This is a genomic window from Candidatus Angelobacter sp. (assembly GCA_035607015.1).
In the GTDB taxonomy this organism is placed as follows: domain Bacteria; phylum Verrucomicrobiota; class Verrucomicrobiia; order Limisphaerales; family AV2; genus AV2.
The window spans coordinates 1-18,564 of sequence record DATNDF010000220.1 but is presented as its reverse complement, the minus strand read 5'-3'; the positions used below and the strand labels follow the sequence as shown (position 1 = coordinate 18,564).

The 18,564-nt window shown below is 58.2% G+C and carries 15 protein-coding genes and 1 tRNA gene; 10 read left to right on the top strand and 6 right to left on the bottom strand.

The genetic code is table 11. From position 1 onward, the window contains the following. The 3 genes from VN887_09085 to VN887_09075 all read right to left on the bottom strand — a co-directional run. A partial coding sequence (locus VN887_09085; GenBank protein HXT40164.1) for a Gfo/Idh/MocA family oxidoreductase occupies positions 1-925 on the bottom strand: 925 nt, incomplete at its 3' end. Positions 926-997: 72 nt separating this feature from the next. Then, positions 998-1,846 carry a prepilin-type N-terminal cleavage/methylation domain-containing protein gene (locus tag VN887_09080; GenBank protein HXT40163.1) on the bottom strand — a complete coding sequence of 283 codons (849 nt, stop codon included), beginning with the start codon at positions 1,844-1,846 and terminating at the stop codon, positions 998-1,000. 53 nt (positions 1,847-1,899) lie between these two features. Continuing rightward, a complete protein-coding gene (locus tag VN887_09075) occupies positions 1,900-2,955 on the bottom strand; it encodes a TIM barrel protein (protein HXT40162.1) in 1,056 nt (351 codons plus the stop codon). Positions 2,956-3,285: 330 nt separating this feature from the next. Between VN887_09075 and VN887_09070 the strand changes: the two genes are divergently transcribed. From VN887_09070 to VN887_09055, 4 genes are all read left to right on the top strand, one after another. Then, a complete protein-coding gene (locus VN887_09070) occupies positions 3,286-3,534 on the top strand; it encodes a hypothetical protein (protein ID HXT40161.1) in 249 nt (82 codons plus the stop codon). Between the two features lie 121 nt (positions 3,535-3,655). Further along, on the top strand, positions 3,656-5,704 hold the full coding sequence (locus VN887_09065; protein ID HXT40160.1) for a M13 family metallopeptidase: 2,049 nt from the start codon (positions 3,656-3,658) through the stop codon (positions 5,702-5,704). Between the two features lie 275 nt (positions 5,705-5,979). Further along, positions 5,980-7,020, top strand: coding sequence for an SMP-30/gluconolactonase/LRE family protein (locus VN887_09060; GenBank protein HXT40159.1), 1,041 nt, complete (start codon positions 5,980-5,982; stop codon positions 7,018-7,020). Positions 7,021-7,087: 67 nt separating this feature from the next. After that, the gene (locus VN887_09055) at positions 7,088-8,521 is read left to right on the top strand and encodes a glycosyl hydrolase family 28-related protein (GenBank protein HXT40158.1); all 1,434 of its coding nucleotides are present in this window, start codon (positions 7,088-7,090) and stop codon (positions 8,519-8,521) included. Positions 8,522-8,550: 29 nt separating this feature from the next. On the opposite strand, the gene VN887_09050 is transcribed toward VN887_09055, so the two are convergent. Further along, complete coding sequence (locus tag VN887_09050) at positions 8,551-9,306, bottom strand: ThuA domain-containing protein (GenBank protein HXT40157.1); 756 nt, start codon at positions 9,304-9,306, stop codon at positions 8,551-8,553. A gap of 47 nt (positions 9,307-9,353) precedes the next feature. Further along, positions 9,354-10,112, bottom strand: a complete 759-nt coding sequence (locus tag VN887_09045) for a GNAT family N-acetyltransferase (GenBank protein HXT40156.1) — start codon at positions 10,110-10,112, stop codon at positions 9,354-9,356. 329 nt (positions 10,113-10,441) lie between these two features. On the opposite strand from VN887_09045, the gene VN887_09040 reads away from it, so the two are divergent. The 4 genes from VN887_09040 (at position 10,442) to VN887_09025 (ending at position 13,399) form a co-directional block, all read left to right on the top strand. Then, entirely contained in the window at positions 10,442-10,852 is a 411-nt protein-coding gene (locus VN887_09040; GenBank protein ID HXT40155.1) for a hypothetical protein, read from the top strand. A 43-nt stretch (positions 10,853-10,895) separates the two neighbouring features. After that, positions 10,896-12,032, top strand: coding sequence for an S-methyl-5-thioribose-1-phosphate isomerase (mtnA, locus tag VN887_09035; GenBank protein HXT40154.1), 1,137 nt, complete (start codon positions 10,896-10,898; stop codon positions 12,030-12,032). A gap of 50 nt (positions 12,033-12,082) precedes the next feature. Next, positions 12,083-12,157, top strand: a tRNA-Cys gene (locus VN887_09030). Between the two features lie 834 nt (positions 12,158-12,991). Further along, entirely contained in the window at positions 12,992-13,399 is a 408-nt protein-coding gene (locus VN887_09025) for a response regulator (protein HXT40153.1), read from the top strand. Positions 13,400-13,437: 38 nt separating this feature from the next. On the opposite strand, the gene pyrF is transcribed toward VN887_09025, so the two are convergent. Beyond that, positions 13,438-14,148 carry an orotidine-5'-phosphate decarboxylase gene (gene pyrF / locus VN887_09020; protein HXT40152.1) on the bottom strand — a complete coding sequence of 237 codons (711 nt, stop codon included), beginning with the start codon at positions 14,146-14,148 and terminating at the stop codon, positions 13,438-13,440. Between the two features lie 152 nt (positions 14,149-14,300). On the opposite strand from pyrF, the gene mfd reads away from it, so the two are divergent. Then, positions 14,301-17,855, top strand: coding sequence for a transcription-repair coupling factor (mfd, locus tag VN887_09015; GenBank protein ID HXT40151.1), 3,555 nt, complete (start codon positions 14,301-14,303; stop codon positions 17,853-17,855). A gap of 116 nt (positions 17,856-17,971) precedes the next feature. Beyond that, positions 17,972-18,529 (top strand): elongation factor P, encoded by a 558-nt coding sequence (efp, locus tag VN887_09010; GenBank protein ID HXT40150.1) that lies wholly within the window; start codon positions 17,972-17,974, stop codon positions 18,527-18,529. Positions 18,530-18,564 lie beyond the last annotated feature (35 nt).

The following is an 18,564-nucleotide window of genomic DNA, read 5'->3' as shown; positions in this document are numbered from 1 at the left end:
CGTCACTGACATGAATGCTGCGCCAGCCGCGCACGCGGCCTTCATCGCGGTGATCAAAGTATTGCAGGCGATGCAGGTCGTGCAGGTCCCAGAAAATCGACGCGTGCTCGCCATTGATCTCGAAGGTGTATAGCGCTTTGTGGCCGCGGGCGTAACGTGTTGATTCAAACGTCGCGAGCGAGCCGTTATTGAAGCGCGCGAGAAAGGCGCAGGCGTCGTCAATGCCGACCTTTTCCACCTTGCCGGTAAGATTATGTTTGCGTTCCTTGATGAAGGTTTCCGTCATCGCGCTGACGGAATCAATCGAGCCGTTCAGCCACATGGCGGTATCAATGCAATGCGCGAGCAGATCGCCGGTGACGCCGGAGCCGGCGGCCTTCACGTCGAGCCGCCAGAGAGCCGTGCCGCCCTGCGGAAGATCGGGGCTGATGGTCCAGTCCTGCAGAAACTTTGCGCGATAGTGGAAGATGCGACCTAGCTTTTCCTCGTCAATCAATTGCTTGGCAAGCATCACGGCCGGACAACGGCGGTAATTGTACCAAACCATGTTGGGAACTTTGGCTTTTTCGACTGCAGCGACCATCTTCTCCGCGTCTGCGGCGTTCAGGCCAAGGGGTTTTTCGCAGAGGATCATCTTGCCGGCTCTGGCGGCGGCGATGGCGATTTCCGCATGCGTGTTGTTCGGTGTGGCGACGTCGATGAGATCGATGTCATCGCGCAGGACGAGCTTCCGCCAGTCGGTTTCGACGGATTCGTAGCCCCATTTGGAGGCGAAGGCTTTTGCGTTGTCCACGCTGCGGGCACAGATGGCTTTGAGGACCGGTTGATATTTGAGGTCGAAGAAATTGTTGACCTTGCGATAGGCGTTGGAATGCGCGCGGCCCATGAAGCCGTAGCCGATGAGTCCGATGTTGAGTTTTTTCATAGGAAATTGTTGGCTTGGTGTCGGAAAAACCCGGGGGGAAAGCAAGCAGAAACACTTCCAAACGGATTCGCATCAGTTCTGCGGCTTGAACCAAAACCACTCAGGCGTATTCATTGTTACGCCTTGGTTTTGGCTGAAATCCAGAATATCCGTATGGCCATCCACGAAAAGAATTGGCGAGATCAGACGGTTATTTCCCAGCAGCGCGAGCGTTCCATTCTCCCGGCGCAAGGTTTTTGGCTTTGCAATTCGATGCCAAAACACAAGGAACGCGGCGCCATTCCCACTCTCCAGCTCATGCGCTGCAGGTTCATACTCCAGAATATAAAGGGAAGGATTTGGCACCCAGTTTTCCGGCTTACCCGCGAGTCCTTCGAGTCCCAAAGTCTCGTCGCGCCTCGTTTTAATCGTGTTGTATTGGTAGCTGCATCCGTGCGCTCTGAACGCCGTCGGCATTACCAACTCTCCTTCCGGTCGACAATCCCAACCGCCGTCAAACGGGCAGCGAAAAGTTCCTGTGGCCTTTACATACTGAAAAAGCGGTCGCTCGGAGGCACGTGGCACTTGGGGAGACGAGAAAGTGCCGTCGCCGCCGCCAATCGCTATATCAAAAAAGCGCCAGTCGTTTCGATTCCCGTTCGGGTCAGGTGGTTTTCCAGTGGAACCTTTTTCGCTGATGCGGAGCGGGAATCGCATGTCGTTGTCGTTCTGGTAAAGCTTGATACCGATACCGATTTGGCGAAGGTTGTTCAAACACACGGTTTCGTTGGCGCGAACTTTTGCCTTCGAGATTGCGGGGAGCAACAGCGCGAGAAGGATCGCGATGACCCCAAGCACCACCGACAGCTCCACGAGCGTAAAGGCGGGAGGGCAGTATTTATGTGAATACCGGCTCATCACCGTGAAATTGGACAGCCTCAAGCCATCTTCGTTTCACGGCAACCCCCCGTGGTTCAGCGGTGATCGAGTGAACCTCAGCTCAGCTCATTCCACCCGTGCCTGTCGCGGACGGCGATCATCGCGGCAAGGATGTCGTTCCACGTCTGCTGCTTCATCATGACTTCGTTCGGGAACATGCAGCCGTCCCAGCAGATGTGCATGAACGCCTTGGTAAGTTGATTCTTTTCGTCACGCAGCCAGAAGCCGGCATGGTGCGGAATGTTGAGCTTCCCGTTCGGATCGGTGGCAAGGCAGTGGCGGCCGGTCTTGTCGTGGGTGCCGGAGCCTTTGACCGTCGCATCGTTTTGCGCGATATGGAAATCAATTGTCCACGGCCGCAACGCCGCGGTCAGTTTCGCCAACGCCTTGTCGAGGGTCTTCTTATTTTTCCAATCATAGCCCGGCGGCAGGACGGCGTCTTTTTCGGCATTGTAGCCGAGCGTGTAGAGAAGCGTGTGCGCCATGTCAGCCTGGAATCCGACCGTCTGCGGACGGTCAACCAACTCGAGCAGCCGCACCATTTCCTTCCAACTGTGCATCCCGCCCCAACAGATTTCGCCTTCCGCCGCGAGCCGTTCACCGAAACCCTCGGCAACGGTGGCCGCTTCACGAAATGTTTTGGCTATAAGCTTTGAGTTGTTGACCGGATCCTTGTCCCAGTCGGTGACACCGGTAGCGGAGTCGATGCGCACGATGCCATAGGGCCGTGCGCCGAGTTCGCGCAGCTTCTTCGCAATACGACAGGCTTTTCGGACAGAAGCGACGAAGTTGGCTCGCTTGGTTTCGTCACCCATTGCCGAACCGTCAAACCACACAGGCGCGACCACCGAGCCGACCACAAATCCCCTCGATTGAATTTTGTCTGCGATCGCCTTGATGCCATCGTCGCTGATGTCAATGTTGATGTGCGGGTCGTACAGAAACAGATCCACGCCGTCGAACTTGATGCCGTCCACTTCAGCCCGGGCGGTCAGGTCCAACATGGTGTCGAGGTCGATGCACGGTTCGGCGCCGGGGCTGCCCTTGCCGACGAGGCCCGGCCACATCGCGTTGTGAAGTCTGGGATACCTGTTGTTGGTGTGCTTGCTCATGCGCTGTCTCTTTCTGTTGAACGTGCTTTCTGTTGCGAATCCAGGAGTCCACGCCTGTTCGTGATAAAAATGTCGATATGGAAAAAATGTGCGAAAACACTAGCAAGGGTTTGCGGCCAGGCAACGCCAAAGTGGGCTGCTGGGCGGATTGGCAATTGTGTCGCCTCTGCGTGTTTGCAATGCCGTGCTATGTTCCGGCGAGGGCTATACCACTAACGGGGTATTGTCGAAAAACCTGCTACATAGTATTCGTTAGGGGCAATGACGACGAGTATCGGATGAATCGCAGCGGACAGATCATCGCCCGCGCTCGTCACGTCGGAACCGATTATGAAGAAGACTGAAACCAAACCGACCTGCGTTCATCGGCGGCCTGCCCGTGAAGCCGCGGTCGAAGACTACGCCTGGCGTTTCGGGCTGGTTCGTTCCACGTTGGAAGATTTCAACCAGCTTAACGAGGACAGAAACGGCGGGTCGGACACGAAGCGGCCGGCGACATCGCTTCCAGCAATGCAGGGTGAAATTCCCCCGTCCGCAGCGACTCAGGCCCGATTGTGCCTGACGACAATGGCTGTTTGATTCCGCGCGCCGCCGTGGTGCCTTTGTCCGGACGGTTCTCTCCTTAATCCGTTGCTTCAATTCGCCGCAGACTTGCGCCTTCGGAGGACTTAGGGTTCACTTCTCCCACATTTTGAATCCTATGATCAGCCGCCTTACACATTCCATTTTCCGGGCCTCCGCCGTGGTGGTGTTGCTTTCATTCACCTCGTTACGCGGGGGTGAAGCTTTCCAAACGCCCGGCTTCTCCGTCGCATACATGGACCGCTCCGTGCCACCCGCGGTGGATTTCTATCGCTTCGCGGACGGCGATTGGTTGAAGAACAATCCGGTGCCGGCCGACAAATCGCGCTGGGGTGCGTTCAATGAATTGCAGGAGCGCAACTGGCAGTTGATCCACTCGGTGCTTGAATCCTGCGCCGGGGATACGTCGGCGGCGCCGAAGAGTCCGGCCCGCGAGGTGGGCGATCTGTTTGCCTCGGCGCTGGACACAAACCTCCTCGAACAACTCCGCTTCAAGCCGCTGGCCCGCGACTTGAAACGCATCGCGCGGCTCCGCTCGACGGACAGTGTTTTCCGGCTGCTCGCGGACTTTCATCAACGGGGCATTGGCGGTTTCTTCAGCCCGCAGGTGGAGGCGGACCCGAAGGACAGCTCGATTTACGCGCTGCGTCTGGCGCAAGGCGGCCTCGGTCTGCCGGACCGCGACTATTATCTCAAGGACACTTTCACCAGACAGCGTGACGCCTATCGCGCGCACATCACGACCATGCTCAAAATGCTCGGTGAACCGGAGGCCGATGCCGCCAGACACGCGGTCACCGTCCTCGACATCGAAACCTCGCTCGCGCAAGCGAGCAAGACACGGGTCGAAATGCGCGACCCGGTTGCCAACTATCACAAGTTCTCGGTCGGCGAACTGGAACGGCTCACCCCGGCGCTTCCCTGGAAAACGTATCTGCGCGCGGACAAACTCGACAAAATCAATTACCTCGTCGTCGGCCAGCCCGAATTTCTCAAGGCAGAGGAGAAACTCGTCATCGAACGTCCGCTGGCGGACTGGCAGGTTTATCTGCGCTGGCATCTGCTGCGGAGCGCGGCGCCCTACCTGCATCACGCGGCCGAAAGCGAAAACTTTGCGTTCTATCAAGGAGTCCTGAGCGGCACACAGCAGCCGGAGCCCCGTTGGCAGCGCGCCGCGCACGTCATTGACGGCTCGATTGGCGAGGCGCTCGGCCGCCTTTACGTCGAGAAATATTTTCCGCCTGCCGCCCGCGCGCGCATGAACGAGCTGATCGCAAACCTGAAGTCGGTTTTCCGGGACCGACTGAAAAAGATCGACTGGATGACGGACGGCACCCGCGCAAAGGCGCTCGCGAAATTCGACCGCTTCACCCAAAAGATCGGTTATCCTGACAAGTTCCGCGATTATTCGTCCGTAAAAATTGTGAGGGATGATTATTGGGGCAATGTCCAACGCGCCAGCCAGTTTGAGTCGCGGCGGCAGTTCGCGCGCGTTGGCAAACCCGTTGACCGGAGCGAGTGGGAGATGACCCCGCAAACGGTCAATGCCTATTTCAACCCGTCGCAAAATGAAATCGTGTTCCCGGCCGGAATCCTGCAGCCTCCATTTTTCGACGCGCAAATGGACGACGCGGTAAACTACGGCGCCATCGGTGTCGTCATCGGCCACGAGATCACACACGGTTATGACGACGAAGGGCGGAAATACGATGCGGACGGCAATCTCAACGAATGGTGGTCCGCAGAGGACGGCAGGAAATTCGAGGCGCGGGCGCAAAAGGTCGTGGACCAATACAATTCCTACGAGGCGTTGCCGGGATTCCACGTCAACGGCAAGCTGACACTGGGAGAAAACATCGCGGACCTCGGCGGCACCAGCATCGCTTACGAAGCGCTCCAGCGCGCGCTTGCAAAAGATCCCTCGAAACGGAAGGCCATCGACGGATTCACCCCTGAACAACGCTTCTTTCTGTCGCTCGCCCAGATCTGGCGCACGAACTGGAGGGAGGATGAATTGAAGCGCCGGCTTACGGTTGATCCGCATTCGCCCGGCCAGTTCCGCGCCATCGGCCCCCACGTGAACATGGAGGAGTTTTACAAGGCGTTTGACATCAAACCGGGCGACCCGATGTACCGCCCCGCGGAGCTGAGGGCGAAAATCTGGTAGCGCGAAGGCAAGGTTCGCAAACGCGCCGCGGGCTCCGGACAACCGAAGTTGAATTCAACGGGGACCGGCGTAGGAATCTGCGACTCGACTGAGCGCTCGAAAACACGGACTGCGTTCAACCTTTTCCTTGCCGCCCTTCGAGGGACGCGGCAAGCTCTCCCCGAACTCAAAGCCCGCCAGCCATGAAGAACATTCCCCGCTCTTCCGATTCACTTGAACCGTTTCCAATTGCCGATGCCGCGCTTGATCGGCGGAGGTTTCTGGCCTCGGCCGCAATGGCGGCGGCCGGCACCATCCTCGCGTCGAAATCCGCCGCCGCCGATCGCGATTGGACCGGCAACAATCCAGTGCGTTATCCCGACCCCGACGTCATCGTGCTCGATGAGCGTTTTGCTCAATACAAGATCGGCAACGCGCCGATTCAAAAGCTCTGGACCGGCGCGCTCTGGGCGGAGGGTTGCGCCTGGAATGGAGCCGGGCGCTACCTCGTATGGAGCGACATCCCGAACAACCGCCAGATGCGCTGGCTGGACGAGGACGGCCACGTCAGCGTGTTTCGCAATCCAAGCGGCAACAGCAATGGCAACACGTTCGACTTTGAAGGCCGCCAGCTTTCGTGCGAACACGGCAACCGCCGCGTGGTCCGCTACGAACATAATGGCTCGATCACCGTGCTCGCCGAGAAGTGGAAGGACAAACCATTGAACGCGCCGAACGATATCGTGGTGCATCCCGATGGCGGCGTCTGGTTCACCGATCCCGGTTACGGCAGCATGGTGAATTACGAGGGTCACAAGGGTGCGCTGGAAATCAAAGAGGCGGTTTACCGCATTGATCCCAAGAATGGAAAGATGGACATGGTCAGCGACGAACTCGAGAAGCCGAATGGCATTTGCTTTTCGCCGGACTATAAACGGCTCTACGTCGCCGACACAGGCAAGGCGCGGGACATTCAGGTCTGGGACATCACGGACGGGCGGAAGTTGAAAAACCGGCGCCGCTTCGTGGACATGGCGATGCCGATGCAAAAAGTGGAAACCGAAAGAGGTTCACGCCAGGTCGGCGGCAAGGGCAGCTCGGATGGCATTCGCTGCGACGTGGACGGCAACGTGTGGTCAGCCGCGGGCTGGGTGGGTGACGGTTACGATGGCGCGCATGTTTTCACGCCAGACGGCCAGCGCATCGGCATGATTCTGCTTCCCGAGATCTGCGCGAACCTCTGCTTTGGCGGCGAGAAGCGCAATCACCTTTTCATGGCCGCGAGCCAGTCGATTTATGCGGTTTATGTCGAGACGCAGGGCGCGCATATCACCTGATCGGCGGTCTCCTCCCGCCCTTTCGTATCGCGTTGCGAATTCGCATCCGACCGGGATAAAGTCGGACATGCAAAAGGCGTTGCTTCTTTCCGGCCTCCTTTTTATCACCATCGCTGCGACCGCCGACGCCCCGGCCCTGTCCGAGGCGCGCAATGGAGGCCGCACATTCAATGTCCGCAACCACGGCGCAATCGGTGACGGAACCACGCTTGACACCGCTGCGATTCAAAAGGCCCTCGACGACGCTGACGTGGCAGGCGGTGGACAAGTCTTGTTTCCGCCGGGTAGTTACCTGTCAGGGTCGATTCATCTGCGCAGCCATGTCGTCCTGTGGCTTGAAGCCGGAGCGCGGCTCATCGGCACAACCAACCTCGCCGAATATCGCCAGCCGGAAGTGCCGGCATTCATGCCGGAGGCGAAATGGGGCAAGTGGCATCGCGCTCTGATTGTCGGCGAAAATGTTGAGGATGTCGCCATCGCCGGACCGGGAGTAATCGATGGCAACAAAGTGTTTGATTCGACCGGCGAGGAACACATGCGCGGCCCGCACACCATTGCATTTGTGAACTGCCGCCGGTTCACGCTCCGCGACGTGACCATCGTGGATGCCGCGAATTACGCGATTTTCTTCCAGGCCAGCGACGACGTGGACGTTCGCAACGTGACGATTGTTGGTGGCTGGGATGGCGTGCATTTCCGGGGAGCGCCCGACCACTGGTGCAAGAACGTGAACATCATCGGTTGCCGGCTTTACACCGGCGACGACTCCATCGCCGGCCGCTACTGGGACAATGTTGTGATTTCCGACTGCATCATCAACTCATCCTGCAACGGTATCCGCCTTATCGGTCCGGCAACGCGGCTGCTCGTGAATAATTGTCTTTTCTACGGCCCCGGGCAGCAGCCCCACCGCACCTCCGGCGCGCGACGCCGCACCAACATGCTTTCCGGGATCAACCTTCAACCCGGCGGCTGGGACAAAACGCAGGGGCCGCTCGACAATGTGCTCATCTCGCGTGTCACGATGCGAGATGTTGCCTCGCCGGTGAACCTCACGATGAAACGCGGCAACACGGCCGGGCGCGTGACGGTCAGCGGCTTGAATGCAACCGGCGTCTATCGTTCGGCGCTGTCTGTGGAAAGCTGGGCCGACGTGCCCATCACCAACGTGGTGTTCCGCGACATAAACGTCGAATTCACCGGTGGCGGAACGGCTGAAGAGTCGCAGCAGCTGGTGAAAAGCCCGGGTGCTGACGCCCGTCCACTTCCGTCGTGGGGAATTTACGCCCGCAACTTGGGAACCCTCACACTCGAGGACGTACGCCTCAGCCTTGCGAAAAATGATTATCGTCCGGTCGTGCTCGCGGATGGAGTGAAACAGTTGAATTTCGACAGTTTCAAATTCACACATGTCGAAGGCGTCTCCGAACCATTGGTGACCACGAATGTGGGAAAAGTGAACGTGAGGGCGTCCGATTTGCAAAACCGCGCTTCCCGATAGTCAGCGCGTGCGGGGTCAGGGAGTTGGGATCATTTGTCCAAGCGTCCCGCCGCCCACAAAACACCGTGCGAAACGTAAGTCAGGAACACGGGATCAAGCCAGGTATCATCAGAATGCCCGAAGGTTGTCCCGAACACGCGTGTTTTGCCTTCATACTCATTGATCCAGATCACGGGATACGTCTTTCCGTCCTGCTCGCTCACTGAAGTCGCGAGGGCTGTCGCGTTCGGCCAGAGTTTCTCGATGACGTATAGCTCATCCATCGGCGTGACCCAATTGTCCGAAAAGCCTTTCAGAATTGGATGGTCAGGCATAACGGCTTTCACGGGATATTTGCTCTGATGATCGTGCCGTCGGCTGGTCACGCCAAGAAGCTCCCGCCAGTCATCCACATCCGTCGCGCGGTAGGTGTGCATCGCGCAATGGATCACCACCGCCGGCACCCCGGCCTTGTGCGCAGCCGTGATCTTGCGGATGTAGTCGTGGTCGGCCGTGTCGGCAAAACACTCGTTGTGCACCACCACGTCGAAGCCCTTTGCCCAATCCGGATGATCGTAAAGTGAAATTTGCGCCTTCGTACCGTCGCCGCCTTCGTTCACGATCGTCCACTCCACCTTGGCGAGCTTGGCCACGCTGTTCGTCAATTGCCGGGCTTGCAACGAGTAATTGTGACAACAGCCGCCGGTGATCAACAGCGCGCGCATCGGCTTCGTTGAGTCCGCGGCCAGAGCCGACGACAGGGACACGAGCGAAAAGACGGCTGAAGCCGCGAGAATTCTTTGCATGGTGTCGTGAGGTTAACGGCGCCCTGATGACGACGTCAACGGGAGACTCAGGTTGAAACCAAACCGGCCAGAATGTGTCCGCAGGGAACAAAGCCGGCCTTCTGAAGGGTTTTGCGACTCGCGATATTCTGCGTATTGCAGCGGGCGGCCGGAACATTCCCACCCTCGTAGCAGATTCGTTTCAACTCCTGGACCAGGTAAGATCCGAAACCGCGTCTGCGAAAAGGTTCAGTGATTGTCATGTAGATGTCGCCATAAGGACGGTTGTAGTGAAAAAGGATGTCTCCTGTCCCGGCAATCTCACCCTCCACTTCAACGATCCAATGCGCATCGGAATCCAGGTCGCGCGAGACGACCTGTGCGGCGTCCTCCAGAGTGGCACGCCGGACCTTGGCCCCCGCCGGCGAGTATGACGAGGTCAGTTTGTCGTGAAACAGGACGCTTTCGCTCGACGCGCGGGGAGCGAACGTGTGCAGCATGACCGTCAGCGACGCGTCGTTGCTTTGCGTTTCAATGGCGATCGCGCCGCTGGCGGAGAGCAGCACGGAAAACAATTCGAACACTCGGGAGCGGTGCTGTGGCACGACGTAAAACTCGTACACCGTTGGCGTTCCCTTCCACGGACCAGCAACGGCAATCGAGCCGTAACCAACCTTGGCGCCGCCGGCCAGGAGGACATCCTCCTGCGTCCAGCCCGGGCGGTAATGAATCGAGTCGTGAACGATCTGGCAACTCATCTCCAGACGGTACGAATCACGCCAGGGTGAAACGTCTTCAACGGCGGCAGTTTTGGCGCACAATTCCATGCGAATGATGGTCCTGGTTTAATTCGATCCCCAGATTCCAATCAGCAAAAATCTGTCCCTAGCCTCTCACTTCGCGGGTCAATTGCCCGAAGGATTATTCGGACAAAAACTGCATTCCCTGGTATGAAGGTCGGATTCGGGAATTCGGCAGGCTGCGGACGCTGATCCTTGCGGCAAATCATGCTCTAAAAATATTTCAGCTTCCACTGCCGTCGTCCGCCTCAACTCAAAAATGGGTGTTCGCCGTGGAGCTGCCGGAGATGACTCATCTGTGTCCGTGGTCACCTGCTTGACTTGAATCGGCGCTGTGCAATTATCCCCGCGGTTTTATGGCGCCCAAAAGCAGAAAGAAATTGAGCCGTGACCAGGAACGTGATCTCGACATCGAGATCGGGTTTCTGGAAGGCGTGGTCCGCCGCGACCCTGGCTATGTCGACGCGCTGCAAATTCTTGGCGACAACTACACGCGGCGAGGCCGGATCAAGGAGGGTTTGAAGGTGGACGAGCGGCTTTCCCGGCTCCGGCCCGCTGATGCGCTGGTTCACTACAACCTGGCCTGCAGCTATTCGTTGATCGAACAGTTTGAACCAGCGACGGAGGCGCTGAACCGTGCGCTGGACCTGGGTTACCGCGATTTCAAGTGGCTGGCGAAAGACCCCGACCTCGCCGAGCTCCGCAAACACCCGCTCTACAAAAAGATCCGCGCCCGCATCAGGGCGATGGAAATCAAGATCCACTGAATTTTGCCGTTGTGCCATACGGCTGAATGGGTACTCGCACTTCATGAACGTAACTGTCGGCCGACGCACCCGGCACTATCGAACAGTCACATTCGATTCGCAGGATAACGCGGTGCTGCTCATCGAACAGCGACTGCTTCCTCATAAATTCGAAGTCGTATCGACGCGAGACTTCAGGGAAACAGCCCGGGCCATCAGAGACATGGTCGTGCGCGGCGCGGGGGCGATCGGCGCAACGGCGGCGTATGGTCTGGCTCAGGGTGCGCGTGCGTTTCGCGGTAAGGCAATCGCGGGTTTTTCCCGTCACATTGACGGAGTTTATCGGACTCTTGAAGCCGCGCGTCCGACGGCCGTTGACCCGGTGAACGCCATGAACGAAGTCCTCCACGCGATGAGCGCGGGCAAAACCGTCGAGGAACAACAGGCGCTGGCGCTGGCTGCGGCCGAGGAATTCGCCAACGCCGACGTGAAGCATTGCGAGGCGATCGGCCGGCACGGCGCGCCGTTGATCCGGGATGGAATGAGAGTTCTGACGCATTGCAATGCCGGCTGGCTCGCGTTCGTGGACGTCGGCACTGCCACGGCCCCGATTTATGCCGCGCAGGCGGAGCACAAAAAAATTCACGTCTTCTGCGACGAAACCCGGCCGCGTTCGCAAGGCGCGACGCTGACGGCCTGGGAGCTCTCGCAGCAGGGTATTTCTCACGAGATCATCGCCGACAATGCCGCCGGTCATCTGATGCAGCGCGGAGAAATCGATTTGGTCATTGTGGGAAGTGACCGCACGCTGGGACACACCGGCGAAGTGGCGAACAAAATCGGGACTTACACGAAGGCGATCCTGGCCGCACGGCACAACGTCCCATTCTATGTCACGATTCCGCTCTCAACTATCGACTGGCGCTTATCGTCAGGTCACGACATTCCGATTGAAGAGCGCGATCAAACCGAGGTCCTCGGCGCATGGGGCACCCTGCAAACCCCGAACGGGAAGCGCGGGACTCGCGATGGCCGACGAGTGTTTATCCGCGTGGCGAATCCGTCGAGCAACGCGCGCAACCCCGGTTTCGACGTCACGCCCCCCGAACTCATTACGGGTATCATCACACCGACAGGGATATTCAATCCGAAAGAACTGTGGACGAAGCGGCACAGGCTAGGCTGGAGAGAGCAGGCGTGAAACTTGCGCTTGCTGTGTGTCCGAACTGAATTATGATGCGCCCGTCGATGGGCGGAGTAGCCAAGTGGTAAGGCACGGCTCTGCAAAAGCTGCATTCGTCGGTTCGATTCCGACCTCCGCCTCCAACTCCAATCCCCGTTTGGAAAAGGAGTTACAAATTCACAGACCCAAGTGCCAGCAACTTTTTGACTCGGAACAACCCGACAAAAGTCTCGAAGTGCTCAGGCACGATCTGCTGAAACGCAATTGGCTATGCGCTTGGTGTAGCTGATACACCCGTCACTGGACTTCGTTCGGCTGGCTCGAACTAGAGAATTCGAGCAATGAAAAACTGATTCCGACTCTACCGGCGAACAATGGGTGGGGCGTTCTACGTCCACGATTCCGAGACGAGCAAACAGGAGAGCCTCGGCACCCACGACCGCGCCGCTCCTTAATGCGCGAAACGAATCTGTCCGCCAGCCTCAACTGAACCTTCAAATCGCAAGGGCATATCTGGCCGGCACTGGTTCCGGCGTCTCCACCCGGACCTGGCAAAACGCTCTCGATGCGATTGTCGAGACGAAGACTGGTTCAACCAAGGATCGCTGGCGCCGTGCCACAAAGGAAACCGCATTGGATGGGATTCGAGACCGCGTCATCATCGAGACTCAGGCGGAGCAACTTCTTGCCTGCCTCAAGGCGGGCACGGTCAGCAGCAATGTCCATCTGCGAAACTTCACAACTTCTGCCTTTCGATGAACTGGCTTCCCTGGCCTCTCATTCCCAAGCGTCTCTGGCCTGAAGTTCGCTTCCGGCCAAAGGGTGCCATCACTATCGAGGAACACCAGCTCATCATTGCCAGACGATTGCGTCCACGCGTACAACCCCAATGTGGACCCTGAATTGGACACGACCGTGGCCCATCTAGGAATGAGTTGACGTCCAGCGGATTAAATACAACAATCGTATGCGACGGGATGAGTTCGACGAAAACAGAAACGCCCCCGGTAACCGTCAAAACTACCAAGCTAGTTTACGTAGTGGATGACGAACCCATGGTGGGTGATGTCGTGCAGGCCATCCTGAAAATGGGAGGGTTCGAATCCATCTTCTTCGAAGATCCCACCATTGCGCTCAAGACGTTAAGCGAGGCGGATCCCAAACCAACTCTGTTGTTGACTGATTTTCAGATGCCGCTAATGACCGGCCGCGAATTGATCCAGCGCTGCAAAAAGATTTGCCCTTCTTTGAAGACCATCCTTTACAGCGGCAACGTGCAGGAGGAAACGGTCACGTTTTATCCCGCCCGGCCCGACCGGTTTTTGCGAAAGCCGTTCACACCAAAAACATTGATTGATTTAGTGCAGTCGGTCCTCGCCGAGTAGCGCTCCCGTCGAACAGGATTGGCAGACGGATTTCCCGATCAAGAATCCTCCAGAGACTCCACGATTTTTTCCGCTGCGGCACGCGGGTTCCGAGAGGTGCAAATCGGCCGACCGATCACGAGCCAGTCCGCGCCGGCATCCAGGGCTTCTCTGGGCGACAGGACCCGCCTTTGATCGTCCTTGGCCGAGCCGGCGGGGCGAATGCCGGGGACCACCAGTTTTGTATCTGCAGGAACGATTTGTCGCAGGCCGGCAATTTCGAGCGGGGAACAAACGAGGCCGCGCAAACCGGAACTGACAGCCAGTAACGCCAACCGCTCCACCTGGTGTCCGACGTTCGGTTCGATCCCGATTTCTGAGAGTTGGTTGGCGTCCAGGCTGGTCAGCACAGTGACGCCCAGTACAAGAGGGGGTGTGCGACCGAGTTTTGCCGCCGTGGCTTGAGCCGCGCTTTCAGCCGCGCGCAGCATTTCACCGCCACCACTGGCATGTACCGTCAGCATTTGCACGTCGAGTCGCACGGCCGCCTCGACGGTCCGGGCAACCGTGTTCGGAATGTCATGGAATTTGAGGTCCAGAAAGACTGACGCGCCCGCAGCACGGATGTCACGAATTACCCCCGGTCCAGCAGAAACGAACAGCTCCTTTCCCACCTTGAACGCGCCGACGACCGGAGCCAGTTGTTCGACGAGCTTCAACGCTGCCGCGGAGTCAGGAACATCCAGCGCAACGATGATTGGATTATGCATGGCACGGGAATTAAGCCACGGAAGGAACGCGGATGAAACACAGATTTTCCGGATGGCCGCGAACTTGACGATGCCACGAAGGGCTGCGAGTTTGGGCGCGTTTGGCAAAAGTGCGGCCAGGGACGGCGACAAATGATCTCTTTGCCGCTGTCGTGCAAACTCCCGCTGCGCAATCCCTGCTGCGGCGTGTGGAGGAAGGCGGCGCATTGTCTTGTACCGGAGTCAGCCGGTCCGCCCAGCCGTTTCTGGCGGCGCTACTGCGCCACGTCTTCCCGAAACGCCCCATCGCTGTTGTCACGCCCGAACTTAAATCGCAGGAAAGCTTTCAGCAGGACATAACAACCTGGTTGCGGGCCGGCGAATCGGGCGTGGTCCAGGATTCACAATCTCTGGTCGGGACTGCGTTCTTTTTCCCCGCCTGGGAAATCCTGGCCCACGACGCAAAGCTGCCGCATGTTGACGTCGTCAGCGAACGGCTGGAGACACTCGTCGCGCTGACGCGGAATCAAACACCCGGCGGGAAACAGGCGCCACTCGTGGTGGCGAGCGTCACGGCAGTATTGCAGCGAACATTCCCGGTGAACGAGCTCAAGAATCGCACGAAAATACTCACTCATGGCGACCGGTTCGACCCCACTGGCCTCATAAAATGGCTCGAGATGCAAGGCTACGAAACCGAGGCGCAAGTCACGCAGAAAGGCGAGACCGCGTTGCGAGGTGGAATTCTTGATGTCTGGTCGCCCGCAAGTCCGTGGCCTGTGCGACTGGAATTCTTTGGAGACGAGGTGGAATCGCTGCGCTTTTTCGATCCGTTCACACAGATTTCGCGCGAGAACACGAACATCGTGACACTGCCCCCCGCAGGTGAGCTGGGATTGCTCAAGCGGAGGGTTCAAAAGTCAGAAGCACCGGGCCGGAATTCGGAGACACACTCACCAACCGCCAGTCCTGAACTATCAACGTTGCTGGATTACCTGCCACAAGAAACCATCGTTTTGCTTTGCGAACCCGAAGACCTCGACCAACACGCCGGCCAATCCGCGCAACAAATGACCGGGAACGATCCTTTCTTTATCCAGTGGAAAGATTTTCAAGGAGAGTTGGCCGCCCGGGGAATGACAGTGCTGGAGACGAGCGAAAGTGACACTGCCAAACCACGACCATTATCATCTGCCGGCCTCCAGACGATGCCGCTTCCACTTTCTTCGCTGGACGCGTTCCGTCCTCTCGGCGCGCACTTGCCGGAACCGCAAATCGCCGAAGCGCAACGTTTGGGTTTCCTGACCCAGCTGCACCGGTGGCTGCGCCAGGGGTACGTTGTCCACGTTTTCTGCAACAACGAAGGAGAACGGGAGCGATTCCGTGAGATTTGGGCTGAGTCCGGATTTGGCAATCTTGTCGGGACTTCCAGTCCGTCCATTGCCGAGGCGCACGCGGATGTGCCGGAAACGGCTCCGATCCTTAGCATTGGCGCCCTTTGCCGCGGCTTTCTCTTTGACGAAGGGAAACTGGTCGTGGTCACAGACGCCGAGATCTTCGGGCGTTACAAGGTTCAACGACCGCGCCGCCTAAAATCACCGCACGCCGCCGCGATGCGGTCGGCACTGGACATCGACTTCACCGAACTCGAAGAAGGCGATTACGTCGTCCATGTTCAGCACGGCATTGGACGCTACCTCGGGCTGAAGGCGCTGCCACCCGGCGCGGGTCGGAAGGGCACCTGGAACCAAAAGGAGAATTCGCACTCTGCCAGCGACGCGGACCAGGAATGCCTGGTGATCGAATACGCGTCGTCTGAACCGAATCAACCTCCACCCCGCTTGTACGTGCCGGTAACGGAATCTCATTTGATCAGCAAATACGTTGGCGCGGGGAAGGCGCGTCCGCCGCTCAACCTACTGGGAGGCACACGCTGGGCGAGAACGAAAGAGCAGGCGGAGAAGGCGGTACGGGATCTCGCTGGCGAACTGCTCGCCATACAGGCGGCGCGCGAATCGCAGGCCGGTCACGCGTTCAAACCCGACGCCCCGTGGCAGCGCGAATTTGAAGGGGCGTTCATCTTCGAGGAAACGCCCGACCAGATGCGTGCCATCTCAGAAACCAAGGCTGACATGGAAAAGCCCAAGCCCATGGATCGCCTGATCTGTGGTGACGTCGGGTTCGGCAAGACCGAGGTGGCGATCCGCGCCGCTTTCAAGGCAGTCATGGATGGACGGCAGGTCGCCGTGCTCGTGCCCACGACCGTGCTCGCGCAGCAGCATTTCAATACGTTTCGTGATAGGATGGCGGACTACCCGGTGCGCATTGAATTGCTCTCGCGCTTTCGCAAGCCGCGTCAGCAACAGAGCGTGATTAAAGATCTGGTGGCGGGCGCAGTGGACATCATCATCGGCACGCACCGGCTGGTACAGGAGGATGTCCATTTCAAGGAGCTTGGGCTGGTCGTCATCGATGAAGAGCAGCGCTTTGGAGTGATGCAAAAGGAAAAGTTCAAGCTCTTGCGCAAACTCGTGGACGTGCTGACGTTGAGTGCGACACCGATTCCGCGCACGCTGTACCTGGCGCTTACTGGGGCGCGCGACATGAGCACCATCGAAACGCCGCCCCAAGACCGACTTCCGGTCGAGACCCTGGTCATTCAATATGACGAGCGGGTCATCCGCGATGCCATCCAACGCGAATTGAACCGTGGCGGCCAGGTCTTTTTCCTGCACAACCGCGTCATGACGATAGATGCGACGGCCCGGAAGCTGCGCGCCCTTGTGCCACGCGCACGGGTCGTTGTCGGCCATGGCCAGATGCAATCCGAGGATCTCGAGGAGGTGATGACCCGGTTTGTAAATGGCGAAGCCGACGTGCTGCTTTCCACGACCATCATCGAGAGTGGGCTCGATATTCCGAACGCAAACACGATCATTATAGATCGCGCCGACCGTTTTGGTTTGAGCGACCTCTACCAATTGCGCGGCCGCGTCGGCCGCTACAAGAACCAGGCTTACGCTTATCTGCTCCTTCCGCGTCATGCTGGATTGTTGGCCGACGCCCGAAAACGCATCAGCGCCATCAAGCAGTACTCAACGCTTGGCAGCGGGTTTAAAATCGCCATGCGCGACCTCGAAATTCGCGGGGCGGGCAACCTGCTTGGCGCCGAGCAAAGCGGCCACATCACGGCGGTGGGCTTTGAGCTTTACTGCCAGTTGCTCAAGCAGAGCGTCGCCGTTTTGAAGGGCGAGAAACCAAAACGGCGGTTAGAGGTGGAGGTGCGGTTTGATTTTCTGGAATCGGACATTCGTGGGCCGGACGAGCCACACGCGGCAACGTCGCCTTACACCGAACGGACGCCCCGGAAACCGATCCATGTTCCGGCCTCGCTGCCTCACAGATATATCCTCGAACCGCGGCACCGGATTGAGATGTACCGCAAACTCGCCCAGGCCAACGATAAATCCTCGGTGGAGAGTTTGGAAAAAGAGCTGCGCGACCGGTTCGGCCCGATTCCGGCTCCAGCGGAACTATTGTTGCAAGTCAGAAAGTTGACAATCCTCGCCGGCGAACGCGGCATCACGGCGATGGAAACCTTGGGAGACAGGCTGATGTTGACGCGTAACAATGACTACATCATGCCCGGCGGGAAGTTTCCGCGCCTTGCGAAACCAGAAGCAAAAGCGCGTCTGAGCGAAATTAGAAGATTGATTTTGGCACATTAATTTCAAAATGCGCGCGAAGTGAAATCGAGACTTGCTTTCAAATTCATCTTCGCTAACTTCCCCAGTCCGCTGCTTTCCTGTCTGAAGCAGAGCGCAACGTAAACAATTTGGATCTTATGCCAGCAGCAAACGACCTTCGCCGAGGGATGGCGATTCTGTACAACGGCGACGTGGCCGTCGTCCTCGACACACAGCACCGCACCCCGGGGAACCTGCGCGCCTTTGTGCAGGCGACCATCCGCAGCATCAAGTCCGGCCGATCGTCTGACGTACGATTCAGTTCCACGGAAAAGGTGGAAGTGGTGCCGATGATGACCCGCAAGATGGAGTTCAGCTATAAGGACGGTGAAGATTTCGCTTTTTCCGATCCGGAGACATTCGAAACCGTGACGTTACCGCCGGAACTGGTCGGTGAGGCGCGGAACTATCTGGTGGAAAACGCGCCGATCACCATGACTTTCGTGGAAGACAAAGCCGTGTCGATCGAACTGCCCGCCAGTGTGGCGCTGGCGGTCACGGACGCGCCGGAGGGGATCCGCGGTGATTCCGCAAACAACGTGCAGAAACCCGTCGTGTTGGAAACCGGCATCACCATTCAGGTTCCTCTTTTTATCAAGACCGGAGAAAAGGTAAAAATCGACACGCGCACCGGCAAATACATGGAACGCGCCTAGTTGGTCGCGAATCCGGCCAAAGACTTCGAAAGCCC

Excerpts from the sequence above, each read along its gene's own strand:
- VN887_09075 (HXT40162.1), bottom strand. The coding sequence starts at position 2,955 with ATGAGCAAGCACACCAACAACAGGTATCCCAGACTTCACAACGCGATG.
- VN887_09070 (HXT40161.1), top strand. The coding sequence starts at position 3,286 with ATGAAGAAGACTGAAACCAAACCGACCTGCGTTCATCGGCGGCCTGCC.
- VN887_09065 (HXT40160.1), top strand. The coding sequence starts at position 3,656 with ATGATCAGCCGCCTTACACATTCCATTTTCCGGGCCTCCGCCGTGGTG.
- VN887_09060 (HXT40159.1), top strand. The coding sequence starts at position 5,980 with ATGGCGGCGGCCGGCACCATCCTCGCGTCGAAATCCGCCGCCGCCGAT.
- VN887_09055 (HXT40158.1), top strand. The coding sequence starts at position 7,088 with ATGCAAAAGGCGTTGCTTCTTTCCGGCCTCCTTTTTATCACCATCGCT.
- VN887_09050 (HXT40157.1), bottom strand. The coding sequence starts at position 9,306 with ATGCAAAGAATTCTCGCGGCTTCAGCCGTCTTTTCGCTCGTGTCCCTG.
- VN887_09045 (HXT40156.1), bottom strand. The coding sequence starts at position 10,112 with ATGGAATTGTGCGCCAAAACTGCCGCCGTTGAAGACGTTTCACCCTGG.
- VN887_09040 (HXT40155.1), top strand. The coding sequence starts at position 10,442 with ATGGCGCCCAAAAGCAGAAAGAAATTGAGCCGTGACCAGGAACGTGAT.
- mtnA (HXT40154.1), top strand. The coding sequence starts at position 10,896 with ATGAACGTAACTGTCGGCCGACGCACCCGGCACTATCGAACAGTCACA.
- VN887_09025 (HXT40153.1), top strand. The coding sequence starts at position 12,992 with ATGAGTTCGACGAAAACAGAAACGCCCCCGGTAACCGTCAAAACTACC.
- pyrF (HXT40152.1), bottom strand. The coding sequence starts at position 14,148 with ATGCATAATCCAATCATCGTTGCGCTGGATGTTCCTGACTCCGCGGCA.
- efp (HXT40150.1), top strand. The coding sequence starts at position 17,972 with ATGCCAGCAGCAAACGACCTTCGCCGAGGGATGGCGATTCTGTACAAC.